Source organism: Nocardia testacea NBRC 100365 (assembly GCF_000308775.1).
GTDB classification, from domain to species: domain Bacteria; phylum Actinomycetota; class Actinomycetes; order Mycobacteriales; family Mycobacteriaceae; genus Nocardia; species Nocardia testacea.
Genome location: NZ_BAGJ01000018.1, coordinates 1 through 14,735 on the forward strand (window position 1 = coordinate 1; position 14,735 = coordinate 14,735).

Sequence of the window (14,735 nt, forward strand, 5' to 3'; positions counted from 1 at the left end):
GTCGCGGCGCCGCGGGGCGAGCCGGTTCGGCGGAGACGGGATAGGTCTCGGCCGGCGGCCGGTAGCTGTCCGCAGGGGGACGGTAGGTTTCGGCGGGCGCGCTCGCCGCCGGGGTACCGGCGGGCAGCGCCGTGCCCCCCGGCCGGGCGCCACCGGAGGTGAGCGGGGTCGCGGTCGTGGGCAGCGGTGTCGTACCGCCGGCGGCCACCGCGCGCTGCTCGTAGTAGTCGTCGACGGCGGCGGCCCGGGCGGGTTCACGCCGTGGCTCGGCCACCGGTTCGGGTGCGGCCGCCGACTCTGATTCGACGGGCAGGATCGAGGCCAGACCGCGCAGCGCGCGACCGAAATCGGGATCGATGAGATCGGTGGCCGGATCGTCGAGCGGGGAAACGCTGCCGCCGTGCGCGTCCGGCTGGTAGCGCCAGTGCGCGGCGATCTCCGAACGGCCGTTCTGCCACTGCAACTGGGCGACCCAGAAACCCTTCTCGTCCTTCCAGGCGTCCCATTCGGCATTGTCGAGGGTATGCCCGCGCGCGGTGAAAGCGGCGGTCACCACATCGATCAGGATCTCCACGGCCGGGCCGTCGGGACGGATCGGATGTGCCTTCTGCGCGAGCTCGGCGGCGCGGGCCCGCTCCAGCAGCACCGGGTAGGCGAACCGCTCCACCCGGCTCGTCGGCATACCGGATTCCTGTGTCACCTGCTCGACCGACGCGCCGGCACGGATTCGAGCCTGGATATCGCGAGGACGCATAGTAGCTTCCATTTCGATCTCGATCTGGCCGAATCGGGCAAGGTCGCCGCGGGCGGCGGCACGAAGTTTGTCGTCGGCGGGAAGCCGGAATTTCTGACCACTTTCGGTGTCGACGCACACGATATGGGCGGAGTCGGGCGTCACCCCGATCACTCGAAGTTCACGCACCGTAACCTCCTTATCGCGTCGCTCGCGATACCGCCCACGTTCTGGAACAGTAGTGCACTTCTGGGATTCGTGTGGCAAGACACGCGGCACCGAAATGTACCCTGTGGCCGTCATCTACCGCTAATCTGCTCTATTCCCTTGTGTATCAAGTTGATTCCGTGAGACGTCGGCGGGCCCGCCGCGCGACACGCGCGACGGGCCCGAACCCGCAGGTGATCTCGGCTCAGCCGAGGTTTTCCACCACCCAGTCGATGCAGCGGGTCAGCTGTCCGACATCCTCGGGGTCGATCGCCGGGAACATCCCGACGCGCAATTGGTTGCGGCCCAATTTGCGATACGGCTCGGTGTCGACGATGCCGTTGGCCCGCAGCGTCTTGGCCACCGCGGCGGCGTCCACCGACTCCGCGAAATCGATGGTGCCCACCACCTGGGACCGGTGCGCCGGATCGGCGACGAACGGGGTGGCGAATTCGCTGGCCTCGGCCCACGCGTACAGCCGCGACGAGGAATCCAGGGTCCGCTTCACGGCCCAGTCCAGGCCACCGTTGCGGTTGAGCCAATCGATCTGGTCGGCGAACAGCAGCAGGGTCGCCAGGGCCGGGGTGTTGTAGGTCTGGTCCTTGAGGCTGTTCTCGATGGCGATCGGCAGCGAGAGGAAGTCCGGAGTCCAGCGACCGGATTCCTTGATCTCCGCCACCCGCGCCAGCGCGGCCGGGCTCATGAGCGCGATCCACAGTCCGCCGTCGGCGGCGAAACATTTCTGCGGAGCGAAGTAATAGACGTCGGCGTCGGTGATGTTCACGGGCAGCCCGCCCGCGCCGGAGGTGGCGTCGATGGCGATGAGCGCGTTCTCCGAACCCGCCGGCCGCACCACCGGGACCGAAACACCGGTGGAGGTCTCGTTGTGCGCCCAGCCGATCAGGTCGGCGGCCGGATCGGCGACCGGCTCCGGTGCGCTGCCCGGATCGGCGGAGACGACGATCGGGTCGCCCAGGAAGGGGTTCTTCTTGGTGACGCTGGCGAACTTGGCGCTGAACTCGCCGTAGGTGAGGTGCAGGGAACGCTCGCGTACCAGGCCGAACGCGGCGGCATCCCAGAACGCGGTGGTGCCGCCGTTGCCGAGGACGACCTCGTAACCCTCCGGGAGGGAGAACAGGTCCCGTAACCCGGAGCGCACCCGGGCCACCACGTCCTTGACCGGTTTCTGGCGGTGGCTGGTGCCGAATACCGAGGCACCCACCTCCACCAGGGACTGCAGCTGCTCCGGGCGAACCTTGGACGGACCGCAGCCGAAACGACCGTCGGCGGGCTTGAGGTCTTCGGGGATGGTCGGGAACGCACTGGTCATGGCGAACAGCGTAGCCGCGCCGTTGCTGTGCCGCGTACCACACTCCGGCTAACGTGAACGGGTATGAGCATGCGGTCGTCGAGGGGCGCTGCCGGGGGTGGATCCGGTGACAGCCGGGCGCGGGGCCGGAGCGAACTCCCGGGTTCGCCGGGGCCGCTCTCCCGGTTGCGCGAGCTGCTCCCGCGCCGCTTCCGGCGACGCGGCGAAGCTCCCACCGGACCCGATCGCCGGGATCTGCTGGCCACCGGGACGGCGGGTTCGGCGACCGTGCTCGCCACCCGGACCCGCCGGGCCGAGCCCGGCTACACCTTCCGGGTCCGCGTCCGGCTGCCCGGGTTGCCGCCGTACGAGGCCCAGGTACGCCAGCGGGTATCCGGCGCCGAACTGGACCGCATGCGGCCGGGTGATCTGGTGTGCTGCCGGGTCGACCCCGCGGACCGCGACCGCATGGTGCTGTATCTCCCCGGCGATACCGATCCCGGCCGGGCCGGGCTGACCAAGATCCTCGCCGAGGGCCGCCGGGCCGAGGCCACGGTCCTGGCGGTGACCGCGGTGGATGCCGACTATTGCGGCTGCGACGACCCGGTCCTGCGTCTGGACCTGGAGCTACGCGCCTGGGACGAACCCGGCCCCTGGCGGGTCAGGGTGGTCCAATCGGTCCCGCTGGCCGCCATCGGCCTGCTGGACCTCGGCGCCAAACTGGAGGCAGCCTTCTTCGCGGTCGACGCGGGGGAATCGGTCGCCATCGACTGGGAGGCCGAACCCGAGCGGACATGACGGGCCGGACCGGGCGGGCTACGCCGTGCGTACCTCGCCCCATCCCGCGACGTCCTGCGGTTTCCGCGGACCCGGGCCGGTGTAGATCGCGGCCGGCCGGACCAGCTTGCCCAGTTTCTTCTGCTCCATGATGTGCGCGCACCACCCGGCGGTCCGGCCGCAGGTGAACATGGCCGGCATCATATGCGCCGGGACCTCGGCGAAGTCGAGGATGACCGCGGCCCAGAATTCGACATTCGTCTCGATAGCACGGTCGGGCCGGCGTTCGCGGAGCTCGGCCAGTGCGGCCTGTTCGAGGGCGGCGGCCACTTCGTAGCGGGGCGCGGCCAGGCGGGCGGCGGTATCGCGCAGGACCCGGGCGCGCGGGTCCTGGGCGCGGTAGACCCGGTGGCCGAAGCCCATCAGCTTTTCCTTGCGGTCCAGGATCCCCTTGACCAGCGCGCGGGCATCGCCGGTGCGTTCCACCTCTTCGATCATGGGCAGGACCCGGGCAGGGGCGCCGCCGTGCAGTGGGCCGGACATGGCGCCGATGGCTCCGGAGAGCGAGGCGGCCACATCGGCGCCGGTGGAGGCGATGACCCGGGCGGTGAAGGTGGAGGCGTTCATACCGTGTTCGGCCGCCGAGACCCAGTAGGCGTCGATGGCTTCGGTGTGGCGCGGGTCGGGGTCGCCCTTCCAGCGGGTCATGAAGCGGTCGGTGACCGTGGTGCATTCGTCGATCCGGCGCTGCGGCACAGCGGGCTGGTAGATACCGCGGGCCGATTGCGCCACATAGGACAGTGCCATGACCGAGGCGCGGGCCAGGTTTTCCCGGGCGGTGGCGTCGTCGATATCGAGCAGCGGCCGGTAGCCCCAGATGGGGGCGAGCATCGCCAGGCCGGCCTGGACGTCGACCCGCACATCGCCGGTGTGCACCGGCAGCGGGAAGGGTTCGGCCGGTGGGAGGCCGTGTCCGAATTCGCCGTCGACGAGGAGGGCCCAGGCATCGCCGAAGGTGACCCGGTTGCCGACCAGGTCCTCGATGTCCACGCCGCGGTAGCGCAGCGCGCCGCCGTCCTTGTCCGGTTCGGCGATCTCGGTGGTGAACGCGACCACCCCCTCCAGGCCGCTGACGAAATCGTCCGGCACCCCGCCGGACCCCGATACCGCGGAATTGGTGGTCATACGCGACTCTCCTTTCAACAGAACTCTAGCGCCGAGCTACTCGGGAGTAACGTCTGGCCCATGGCGGATGTGGAGGAGACGGGTGCCGACCTCGGCGCGATGCGCGCCGAATACGGTGCGGCGCATCCGGGTTCACCGAACTCGGGACCGTTGCTGGGTGTGCACGACACGGAACTGGACGAACTCTCGGTGGCCGGGGGCTGGGAGCCGCTGCTGCGGCTGTGGATAGAACAGGCGACCGTCGCCGGTATCGCCGAACCCAATGCCATGGTGCTCGCGACTCTCACCGGGGCCGGAGCGGACGCCCGGCCGGTGACGCGCACGGTGCTCTGCAAGGGGCTCTCGCCCGAGGGCGTCGTCTTCTATACGAACTACGAGTCGGCCAAGGGCGCCCAGCTGACGGCGACGCCGTATGCCTCGGCGACCTTTCTCTGGCCGCAACTGGCCCGGCAGGCCCATGTCCGCGGCCGGGCGGACCGGGTATCGGCCGAGGTGACCGAACGATACTGGCGGTCGCGGCCGCGGGAATCCCAGCTCGGCGCGTGGGCCTCGCGTCAGTCCGAACCGATCGGTTCCCGCGCGGAACTCGACGAACAGCTGGCGCGGACGACCCGGCGTTTCGCCACGGTCGCCGAGGTACCCGTGCCGCCGTACTGGGGTGGTTATGTGCTGCGGCCCGACGAGGTGGAGTTCTGGCAGGGCCAGCGCGGGCGGCTGCACAACCGGATCGTGGTCCGTATCGACGAGGCCGGTATGTCGGTGCGCCGACTCCAGCCGTGACCGGCCACCCGGTCGGTCAGCGGGTCGTGCGGCCGCGTCCAGGGCCGTTACATCTTGCCCGGTGATGTTTCACACGGTTTCGCCGGCAGGCTTGTGGGTACGTTCTGTGGGCGGCGGTGAGCGGCGATTTCCGTGGAGCCGGCACGGGCGTCGTCCACAACCGGCCGGGATCGGGTTCCGATGGTTGTTTCCCCCGGTCACAGCCATACCGGCCGGTAGACGAACCGCTGAAACGCACACCCGCGCGGGCCGATTGTGAGATCGGTACGCGGGTACCCTCCCCACCTGTCCCGCCGGAGCAAGGACTAGCGTCTACCGGTAACGCACCGTGTGTCGTCCGCACACGATGCCGACGGTCTTAAGCCTGAGAGGGAACCTTCCGTGCCCGAGAATCACATCAATGACGCCAAACCGGTTCTCACCTACCCCGGTGGCGAATACCCAATGACGATCGCCGAGGCCGCCGAAGGAAACGACGGTATCGATCTCGGCAAGCTGCTGGCGAGCACGGGATATACAACCTATGACCCGGGTTTCGTCAACACCGCGTCGACCAAATCGGCAATTACCTATATCGATGGTGAACAGGGCATTCTGCGCTACCGCGGTTACCCGATCGAGCAGCTCGCGGACAACTCGACCTTCATCGAGGTCAGCTATCTGCTCATCTACGGCGAACTACCCACCCAGGATCAGCTCGAGGATTTCACCGACAAGATCCGTCGGCACACCCTGCTGCACGAAGACCTGAAGCGCTTCTTCGACGGCTTCCCCCGTAACGCGCACCCGATGCCCGTCCTCTCCTCGGCGGTCAACGCGCTCTCGGCCTATTACCAGGACTCGCTGGACCCCCGCGACCCCGAACAGGTCGAACTGTCCACCATCCGGCTGTTGGCCAAACTGCCCACCATCGCCGCGTACTCGTACAAGAAGTCGGTGGGCCAGCCGTTCCTCTACCCCGACAACTCGCTGTCGCTGGTGGAGAACTTCCTCCGGATGACCTTCGGCTTCCCGGCCGAGCCCTACCAGGTCGACCCGGAGATCGCCGCCGCCCTGGACATGCTGCTCATCCTGCACGCCGACCACGAGCAGAACTGCTCCACCTCCACGGTCCGGCTGGTCGGCTCCTCCGACGCCAACCTGTTCACCTCCGTTTCCGGTGGTATCAACGCGCTGTGGGGTCCGCTGCACGGCGGCGCCAACCAGGCCGTGCTGGAAATGCTGGACGGTATCCTCGCCGCCGGCGGTGACGTCAAGGAATTCATCCGCAAGGTAAAGAACAAGGAAGACGGTGTGAAGCTGATGGGCTTCGGGCACCGGGTCTACCGCAATTACGACCCGCGCGCCGCGATCGCCAAGAAGCACGCCGACACCATCTTGAGCAAACTCGGCAGCGACCCGCTGTTCGATATCGCCCAGGCCCTCGAGGAGGCCGCGCTCACCGACGATTACTTCGTCGAGCGCAAGCTCTACCCGAACGTCGATTTCTACACCGGCGTCATCTACAAGGCCATGGGCTTCCCGACCCGCATGTTCACCGTGCTGTTCGCCATGGGCCGGCTTCCGGGCTGGATCGCGCACTGGCGGGAAATGCACAGCGAAGCCATCAAGATCGGCCGTCCGCGGCAGATCTACACCGGCTATGGTGCACGGGACTATTCCGAAATCACCAACCGCTGAACCGATTGAATCGAAGGGGATTCAAGGCATGAGCAAACCGGAGATCGAATTTCAGGCGGGTCCCCCGCCCACCGAACTGGTCATCAAGGACATCACCGTCGGCGAAGGCCCGGAAGCCGTCCCCGGCGGCACCGTCGAAGTGCATTACGTCGGCGTGGAATTCGATACCGGCGAGGAATTCGATTCGTCGTGGAACCGCGGCGAATCGATCACCTTCCCGCTGCGTGGTCTGATCCAGGGCTGGCAGGACGGAATCCCGGGCATGAAGGTGGGCGGCCGCCGCCAGCTCACCATCCCGCCGGAACTGGCCTACGGCCGGGCGGGTGGTGGTCACCACCTGTCCGGGAAGACCCTGGTGTTCGTGATCGACCTGCTGGACGCCAAGTAGGTCCGTGCGCGGGGCGAACGCCCGCTCGGCAACACATCTCGGCCCCGGAGCTGCGGCTCCGGGGCCGAGATCGGTCTCGGGGGCGGTATCTCGGCAGGTATGAGGGGGTTTCCGCCGCGTGTCTCTGTCGGGACCCGGTCACCCGATCGCCGGACCGAGCTCCCACACGTCCGTGCGGCGGCGCTGTTACGGCCGGCGTTATGCCGATCCCGTTCCCGCGGTGCCGGTGGCAACACCGCCGATCCGATTCGGCAGGACCAGTACCAGCCGGACCCCACCGAGGGTGCCGTCGTCGAAATAGGCCCGCCCACCGTGTAGCTGGGCCTGCTGGGCGACCAGGGCCAGGCCCAGACCGGATCCGCCCTTGCTGGCCCGGCTGCCGCGGGCGAAGCGCGCGAAAACGGTCTCCCGTTCCGCGGGCGCCAGCCCGTGCCCGTTGTCGTCGATCGAGATGACGATGGTGTCGTCGGCGGCGCGGTGAGCCGACAGCAGAGCCTCGGTGGCGCCCCCGTGCCTGACCGAATTCTTGACGGCGTTGTCCACCGCCAGGCGCAGGCCCGCCGGCAGGCCCCGGGTGACCAGTTCGGCATCGGTGTCTATCCGGACGGTCAACCCGGGGTAGTGGCGCATGGCGTCGTGGGCGGCCTGATCCAGCAACTCCGCGATATCGGTGTCGATATGGTCGCGTTCCGAGGTCAGATCACCGGAAGCGAGTCGTTCCAGCGCGGCCAGTGTGGTCTCCACCCGCTCCTGGCTGCGCTGCAGGTCGGCGAGGATTTCGGCGCGCTGGGACTCGTCGAGATCGAGGGTCGCCAGCACCTCCAGATCGGTGCGCATCGCGGTCAGCGGGGTACGCAGTTCGTGGGCCGAGACCGCGGCGAAATCCCGGGCGGTCTCCAGGGCGGCGGCCGTGGCGGTCTGTGCCTGGTCGACCCGGCGCAGCATGGTGTTCACCGCGTCGGCCAGCTGTTCGGCTTCCAGCACCCCGGAACTGTCGACCGGTTCCGGGGTGGCGTCGCCGTATCCGGTACGTGCCCCGACCTGCCGGGTGAGCACCACGATCGGCCGGACCGCCCGGCCGCCGAACAACCAGCCGAGACCGGCCGCGGCCGCGATCGCGAGCAGACCGCCGAAGAGCACCCAGCGCTGCTGTTCGGCGGTCAGCTCCGCCGCCTCCGCCGCGGGGATCCCCAGCGAAACCGAGCGGCCGGCGGGTTGATTCTCGGTGGTGGTCAGCACACGGTAAGGGGTGCCGTCCACGGTGACCGTTTTCGCGCCGGGTTCCAGGTCCGGTAACTCGACGGAACTGGAGGCGAGGACCCGGCCCTCGTCCCGGACGGTCAGCGCCATATTCCGGTCGGGACCGAGCAGGTTCACCACCCCTACCGCGACCACCGGCTCGATCAGTACCAGCCGCGAAGCGATGCGCAACTGCTGATCGGTCTGCTGCAGGTTGTTGTGCTCGATAGCGGGTACGGCGATCGCGCTCACCACCGCCACGATGAGCACCGCCCCGGCCGCCGCCGCCCCCGCGACCCGGGCACGCAGCGAATACGAGCGCCGGCGTCTTCGCCCGGAAGAGTTGCCGATCACTTCGTTTCCCGCAGCACGAACCCGACACCGCGAATCGTGTGCAGCAGCCGGGGTGTTCCGTCGGCCTCGAGTTTGCGGCGCAGGTAGCCGACGAATACATCGACCACATTCGTATCGGCCGCGAAATCGTAGCCCCACACCAGTTCCAGCAACCTCTCCCGGCTCAGCACCACACCGGCATTACGGGCCAGGGTCGACAGCAGCTCGAACTCACGTTTGGTCAGCTCGATCTGCTGGCCGTTCAGCATCGCCCGGTAACCGGCCGTATCCACCTGCAGCGGACCGACCGAGACGACATCCGGAGCTCCGGACAGAGCGGCTGTATCGGTGCGCCGCCGCAGCAGCGCCTTGATCCGCGCCACCAGCTCCGCCAGGACGAACGGTTTGACCAGATAGTCGTCGGCGCCCGACTCCAGGCCCGCGATCCGGTCACCGACCGAACTGCGCGCGCTCAGCACACAGATCGGCACCTCGTTGCCCATCGCCCGCAGGGCCGTCACCACCCCGGCCCCGTCCAGCACAGGCATATTCATATCGAGGACGACGGCGTCGGGTGCCTCCTCCGACACCGCACGCAGCGCGGCCGCCCCGTCCCGGGCGATACTCACCCGGAACCCGGACAATCTCAGACCTCGCTCCACCGATGCCAGAACATCCTCGTCATCGTCGACCACGAGCACCGCCGGATTGCTGATCCGCTCCGTCACACCTCGAGTCTATTGGCGCGCCCGCGATGTGCGATGTGATGTGCGGTGAGCCGTCCATAGAGTGCAGCCATCGAGCACCTTCGGCGAAGGGGGGCTGTGTTTTTTGGCGGCGCCTTCGGCGCCGCGGGGTCGAGGCCCCCGAAGGTCCCGCCGTTCAGGCCTCGAGACTTGCGATGTGCGGTGGGCCGTCCATAGAGCGCGACCATTGAGCACCTTCGGCCAAGGAGGGACGGGACTCGCCCCTTTCCCGGCCACGCCGAACTCGGCACCAAGCGGGCGCTGCTGTTCGTGAAGGCGATCAGACGCCAGGTCGGCCGGTGCGGTCGAGTCGGCATCCGACCCGGCCCTCGAAGGCCCACGCAACCCGCATGTGTCGAGTTTTACGAGACACCTGAAAGGGTTGAGGCCCGTCTCGCCGTTTCGGCCTCGAAAGCGCCCGCGCCGAAGGCGCAAGTCTCGAGGCCGAAACGGCGAGACCGAGGGGGCCTCAACCCCGCGGCGCCGCAGGCGCCGCCAAAAACTCAGTAGTTGTGGCAGGTGTCGGCTACGCCCTGCAGGGTGGTCCGGAGTTGCTGGGTTCGGGGGTCGTTCTCGGCCTGCTGGGCGGCTTCGGGGTTCTGTTCGATGTACTGCTGCAGTTCCGCACGGCGTTTTTCGACCGGCTGATCGAACTTGCTCTGCAACTCCGTCTTCAGGTCGGGGTTGTTGTCGAGCATCGATGCGAGTTCGGGGGCCTGGTCGTGGAGCGCGGCGTCGATCTGGGCGAAGGAGCAGTCGCTGGTGATGAGCGGTTCGGCGAAATCTGTCGGCGCCGCGGAGGCGACCGCGGGACTCAGGAACGCGGTGACCGCGGCGGCTGCGCCCAGGGTGAGGGTGATCGGACCGAGTTTTCCGCGAAGCCGGGTCGTGGAGTGTGCCATGGGGATTACTGCCTCCTACCGTGTCGTGTCGTGTCGAGCCTCGGGCTCGTGGACTGCCTCAGACCGTATTGCCCCGTCATGGCCGGGCCATGAGGATTTTCTAAGAGGAGTTTGAGTTCTGTGCGGGTCGCACGATCCGGGCGAGTTCGTCCAGGACGGTGGGATCTTCGATCGTGGAGGGGATTTCGTAGTCTTCGCCCGCTGTCATCTGGCGGATGGTTTTGCGCAGTATCTTGCCGGAGCGGGTTTTCGGGAGGGCCGGTACCACGACGGCGTCGTACAGGCCGGCGACCGGTCCTATCTGTTTGCGGACGCGTTCGCTCAATTCGTCGCGCAATGTTTCGGGGTCGACGACGGCGTCGGACTTGAGGACGACATAAGCGATGGGGCGTTGCCCTTTGAGTTCGTCGGGCAGGCCGATCACCGCGCATTCGGCGACGGCGTCGTGACCGGCGACGGCCGCTTCGATACTGCCCGCGGAAAGGCGGTGTCCGGCCATATTGATCACATCGTCGCTGCGGCCGAGGACGAACAGGTAGCCGTCCTCGTCGAAATATCCGGAATCACCGGTGAGGAAATGCCCGGGATATGCCGACAGGTAGGACCGCTGGTAGCGCTCCTCGTCGTGCCACAGGCCGGTGAGCGCGCCCGGAGGCAGCGGCAGGCCGATGACGATATTGCCCTCGGCGCCCGCGGCCACAGGGTTGCCGGACGAGTCCAGTACGCGCAGCCGGTAGCCGGGGACCGGTACCGAGGCCGAGCCCGGTTTGATGGGCAGCCGCTGCAGCCCGAGAGGGTTGGCACAGATCGGCCAACCGGTTTCGGTCTGCCACCAGTGATCGACTACCGGGCAGTCCGTGCGGTCCGCGAGCAGGGTGTCCGCGGCCCACCGGTAGGTGGCGGGATCGAGCCGTTCACCCGCGCAGAAAAGGGCACGCAGCGAACTGAGGTCGTGGTCGCGGGCGAAGGCGGCGGCGGGGTCGGCGCGGCGGATGGCGCGCAGGGCGGTCGGCGCGGTGAACAGTGTGTGCACCCGGTGTTCGGCCACCACCCGCCAGAAGGCGCCGGCGTCCGGTGTGCCCACCGGTTTGCCCTCGTAGAGCAGTGTGGTGGCACCGGCCAGCAGCGGCGCGTAGACGATGTAGGAGTGGCCGACCACCCAGCCCACATCGGAGGCGGCCCACATGACCTGTCCCGGCCCGACATCGTAGATATTGCGCATCGACCAGGTCAGGGCGACGGCGTGACCGCCGTTGTCGCGGACCACGCCCTTCGGCTTACCGGTGGTTCCGGAGGTGTACAGCACGTACAGCGGGTCGGTCGCCGCGACGGAGACCGGATCCGCGGGCGCGGCGTCGCGGACCACGGCGTCCCAGTCGAGCCACCGCACGGCCGCGTCGGCGGCCGGGTTCCCGTCGTGGTTGTGCGCCGGGAAGTCCGCGCGCTGTTTCACCAGCACGGTGCGCGGCGCGGTGGTCCCGGCCAGTTCGAGGGCCTCGTCCACGATGGGTGGGTAAGCGATGGTCCGGTTCGGTTCCAGCCCCCCTGACGCTGTCACGATCAGGACGGGCTCGGCATCGTCGAGCCGGGCGGCGAGTTCGGGGGCGGCGAACCCACCGAACACCACCGAATGCACGGCTCCGATCCGGGCGCAGGCCAGCATCGCGATTACGGCTTCGGGAATCATCGGCAGATAGATCACGACGCGGTCACCGGCGCTTACGCCGAGATCACGCATTGCGCCGGCGAATTTCGCAACCTCGTCGCGCAGTTCGCTATAGCTGTAGACGCGGGTACTGCCGGTCATGGCCGAGTCGTAGATCAGCGCCGCCTGGTCGGCGCGGCCGGCGGCGATATGCCGGTCGAGGGCGTTGTAGCAGGTGTTGAGCCGGGCGCCGGGAAACCACCGGGAAGTCCGGCGATCGGTATCGAGAGCCTGGTCAGGGGGCACATCCCAATCGACGGCCGAGGCGGCCCGGGTCCAGAACTCGGCGGGATCGACCAGGCTGGTCTGATAGACCGGTCGATACTCGTTCCTCGCGTTCACCCGTGCTCCCTAGCCTCGCAGCAATCCTCGCCTCGATAGATCAGCACGATTGTGGCAGACTTCACGCGACCCCCCGTCGGGTGTCGCGACCATGGCTTATGCCTGTAACCGGCTGGTCAATGTGCGTGAACCCGGGCTGAGTACACCAAGAAGTTATTGATCCGTTAGAATCTGATGACACAAATTCGGTCCGTCGTAGACGCAATTTCTCGGCCAGCCGCGACCCACGGGCAGCTCCACCCGTCGAGCCACTATGCGAGTGTGGAGTTCCGCTGATGGAGCATGGCTGGGGCCAGGTTGGAAAGTGAGTGGGAATGCGTGACGCCGCTAGGTCCGGCACGAAGCGCTGGGCGCTGAGTAACTGGGACCTTCGCTGGAAGGTTACGGCCGTGCTGGCTGTGCCGTTGGCGGTCGCGGTCGGGCTCGGCGTGTCCAGGATTTCGGCGGAATGGAGCAACGCGAACCGACTGGGTTCGGCCTCCGAGAACGTCAGTATCGTTCCTTCCGTTCTCGATCTCAGTACCGCCACGTCCGCGACGGCGGGCTCTCAGGTGATCGCTCTCGCGCCGGGCCGGTCGATGGTCACCGAGGACAACCTGGCCGCCTTGGACCAGTCGATCGCCGCGGCCGAATCCGCGCTCACCGAGCTCGATGATCTACCGGCGGCGCGGCAGGCGCTCTCCGAGATGATCGATCAGGCCAAGGGTGTGCGCGCTCAGGGCACGGCGCCGACGAATCTGCCCCCGGCGGAGGCCGTGGAGGTCCTCGACAAGGCCCGTAACGCGGGTGTCCGTGCCGTGGAAGCCATTCTCGGCGAGGTCGGTGACGCTTCGATCGACCCGGCGAAGCTCCGGCTGGTCGACGCGCTGAACCTGCGGTCCACCATGGTCGGTGAGATCACCGCGGCGGCCGAACTGCTGCGGAATCAGGAATCCGGCGAACAGGCCTACCGCACCGCGACCAATACCGAACGCGCGCTGCTGAACATCCTGAGCCAGCGCTACAACGCCGAGGATCCGGATATCGCGATCCTGCGCCAGGGCATCGACAACCGTGCCGGGATGCTGGAGACCCCCGAGGCCCAGGCCGGCCGGCTGCCACTGGGCGAGGCCCGGCAATCGCTGCTGGACAGCACCGGGACCACCGACAAACTGATCGCCGAGGCCACCTCCTCGATCGACGACGGTGTGCGGAAGATGGCCGACAAGGCCCTGTCCGACGCGGTCGTGTACTCGATCGTCGTGCTGCTGACGATCCTGGCCGCCCTGCTGCTCGCGGTGTTCGTGGCCCGCTCGATGATCGTGCCGCTGCACCGGCTGCGCCTGGCCGCCCTGCGCGTCGCCGAGAGCGACCTGCCCGACGAGGTCGCCCAGCTCCGTACCGGCGCCTCGCCCGAGGAAGTGCCGCTCGAACCGATGCCCATCCGGTCCGAGGAGGAGATCGGCCAGCTCGCGCGCGCGATCGACGATATCCACGGCCAGGCGCTGCGCCTGGCCAGTGATCAGGCGCAGATGCGTTCCCAGGTCAACGATATGTTCGAAACCCTGGCGCGCCGGAGTAAATCGCTCGTCGACCATCAGCTCAGCCTCATCGAGGCGATGGAATACGACGAGAAGGACCCGCGCCTGCTGGAGAACCTCTTCCGGCTCGACCATCTCGCCGCGCGTATGCGCCGTAACGGCGACAACCTGCTGATTCTCGCCGGTACCAAACAGCGCCGCGCCAAATCCGCGCCCGTCGAGATCGCCGACGTCCTGCGTGCCGCGATCTCCGAGGTCGAGGACTACGAGCGGGTCAAGCTCGGCGCCACCCCGCGCGGTGCGCTGATCGAACCGGCCGCCTCCGATATGGCCCACCTGTTCGCCGAACTCCTGGACAACGCCCTGCGCGCGTCGCCGCCGGAGACGGATGTGAAGTTCACCTTCGCGCAGGCACACGACCAGGGTCTGCTCATCGAGGTCGCCGACCGCGGTATCGGTATGCCGCCGAGCGAGATGGCCGAGATCAACCGCCGGCTCGAGAGCACCGCCGAACCCGGTCCGGATACCGCCCGTCACATGGGTCTGTTCGTTGTGGGCCGGCTCGCGGAACGGCACGGCCTCAATGTGCGGCTGCGGCCGACCTTCGACACCGCGCGCGATCCGGGCGTCACCGTCACCGTGCACGTGCCGATGAGCCTGATCGTCGCCGGGGAGACCCAGATCCTGCCGCTGGCGACCGGATCCGGGCCGCAGGCCGTCATCCCGAACGATGCCGCGAAGAAGAAGCCGGAACAGTCGCCCGACGAGGCCGCCGCGGCCGCGTTGCGTAATGCGCCGGGCGGACCGTCGATGCAGACCCGCGGTATCAGCCGCACGGCCGCCGGAAACATGATGGTGACCGTCGACCCCGGGATGAGCGGACCGCTGC

At 68.0% G+C, this 14,735-nt stretch carries 12 protein-coding genes; 5 read left to right on the forward strand and 7 right to left on the reverse strand.

What is annotated here, in order from left to right:
• The coding region (gene sepH / locus ON38_RS03015; protein WP_051164308.1) for a septation protein SepH at nt 1-922 on the reverse strand (922 nt) is incomplete at its 3' end.
• A 223-nt stretch (nt 923-1,145) separates the two neighbouring features.
• Entirely contained in the window at nt 1,146-2,270 is a 1,125-nt protein-coding gene (gene serC / locus ON38_RS03020; RefSeq protein WP_039822169.1) for a phosphoserine transaminase, read from the reverse strand.
• Between the two features lie 63 nt (nt 2,271-2,333).
• Between serC and ON38_RS03025 the strand changes: the two genes are divergently transcribed.
• Nucleotides 2,334-3,047, forward strand: coding sequence for a hypothetical protein (locus ON38_RS03025; protein WP_245563883.1), 714 nt, complete (start codon nt 2,334-2,336; stop codon nt 3,045-3,047).
• 18 nt (nt 3,048-3,065) lie between these two features.
• On the opposite strand, the gene ON38_RS03030 is transcribed toward ON38_RS03025, so the two are convergent.
• Nucleotides 3,066-4,211 (reverse strand): citrate synthase 2, encoded by a 1,146-nt coding sequence (locus tag ON38_RS03030; protein WP_051164306.1) that lies wholly within the window; start codon nt 4,209-4,211, stop codon nt 3,066-3,068.
• A gap of 60 nt (nt 4,212-4,271) precedes the next feature.
• Here ON38_RS03030 and pdxH point away from each other — a divergent pair, with 60 nt between their 5' ends.
• The 3 genes from pdxH (at nt 4,272) to ON38_RS03045 (ending at nt 7,059) form a co-directional block, all read left to right on the forward strand.
• Entirely contained in the window at nt 4,272-4,991 is a 720-nt protein-coding gene (gene pdxH, locus ON38_RS03035; protein WP_039822170.1) for a pyridoxamine 5'-phosphate oxidase, read from the forward strand.
• A 381-nt stretch (nt 4,992-5,372) separates the two neighbouring features.
• Nucleotides 5,373-6,671 carry a citrate synthase gene (locus tag ON38_RS03040; protein WP_083872171.1) on the forward strand — a complete coding sequence of 433 codons (1,299 nt, stop codon included), beginning with the start codon at nt 5,373-5,375 and terminating at the stop codon, nt 6,669-6,671.
• Between the two features lie 28 nt (nt 6,672-6,699).
• The gene (locus ON38_RS03045) at nt 6,700-7,059 is read left to right on the forward strand and encodes an FKBP-type peptidyl-prolyl cis-trans isomerase (RefSeq protein ID WP_030522790.1); all 360 of its coding nucleotides are present in this window, start codon (nt 6,700-6,702) and stop codon (nt 7,057-7,059) included.
• Nucleotides 7,060-7,257: 198 nt separating this feature from the next.
• On the opposite strand, the gene ON38_RS03050 is transcribed toward ON38_RS03045, so the two are convergent.
• From ON38_RS03050 to ON38_RS03065, 4 genes are all read right to left on the reverse strand, one after another.
• Nucleotides 7,258-8,652, reverse strand: coding sequence for a sensor histidine kinase (locus ON38_RS03050; RefSeq protein ID WP_373281187.1), 1,395 nt, complete (start codon nt 8,650-8,652; stop codon nt 7,258-7,260).
• Nucleotides 8,649-9,359, reverse strand: a complete 711-nt coding sequence (locus ON38_RS03055) for a response regulator transcription factor (RefSeq protein ID WP_039822171.1) — start codon at nt 9,357-9,359, stop codon at nt 8,649-8,651. Before ON38_RS03055 ends, ON38_RS03050 begins: the two co-directional genes overlap by 4 nt.
• A gap of 521 nt (nt 9,360-9,880) precedes the next feature.
• Nucleotides 9,881-10,279, reverse strand: coding sequence for a hemophore-related protein (locus ON38_RS03060; RefSeq protein WP_051164307.1), 399 nt, complete (start codon nt 10,277-10,279; stop codon nt 9,881-9,883).
• A gap of 100 nt (nt 10,280-10,379) precedes the next feature.
• Entirely contained in the window at nt 10,380-12,326 is a 1,947-nt protein-coding gene (locus tag ON38_RS03065; RefSeq protein ID WP_039822173.1) for an AMP-binding protein, read from the reverse strand.
• 389 nt (nt 12,327-12,715) lie between these two features.
• On the opposite strand from ON38_RS03065, the gene ON38_RS03070 reads away from it, so the two are divergent.
• Nucleotides 12,716-14,735 (forward strand): sensor histidine kinase (locus ON38_RS03070; protein ID WP_245563885.1); only part of this gene is annotated, 2,020 nt, incomplete at its 3' end.

Bases quoted from the DNA above. Each gene is read 5' to 3' on its own strand.
- serC (WP_039822169.1), bottom strand. From the start codon at position 2,270: ATGACCAGTGCGTTCCCGACCATCCCCGAAGACCTCAAGCCCGCCGAC.
- ON38_RS03025 (WP_245563883.1), top strand. From the start codon at position 2,334: ATGAGCATGCGGTCGTCGAGGGGCGCTGCCGGGGGTGGATCCGGTGAC.
- ON38_RS03030 (WP_051164306.1), bottom strand. From the start codon at position 4,211: ATGACCACCAATTCCGCGGTATCGGGGTCCGGCGGGGTGCCGGACGAT.
- pdxH (WP_039822170.1), top strand. From the start codon at position 4,272: ATGGCGGATGTGGAGGAGACGGGTGCCGACCTCGGCGCGATGCGCGCC.
- ON38_RS03045 (WP_030522790.1), top strand. From the start codon at position 6,700: ATGAGCAAACCGGAGATCGAATTTCAGGCGGGTCCCCCGCCCACCGAA.
- ON38_RS03060 (WP_051164307.1), bottom strand. From the start codon at position 10,279: ATGGCACACTCCACGACCCGGCTTCGCGGAAAACTCGGTCCGATCACC.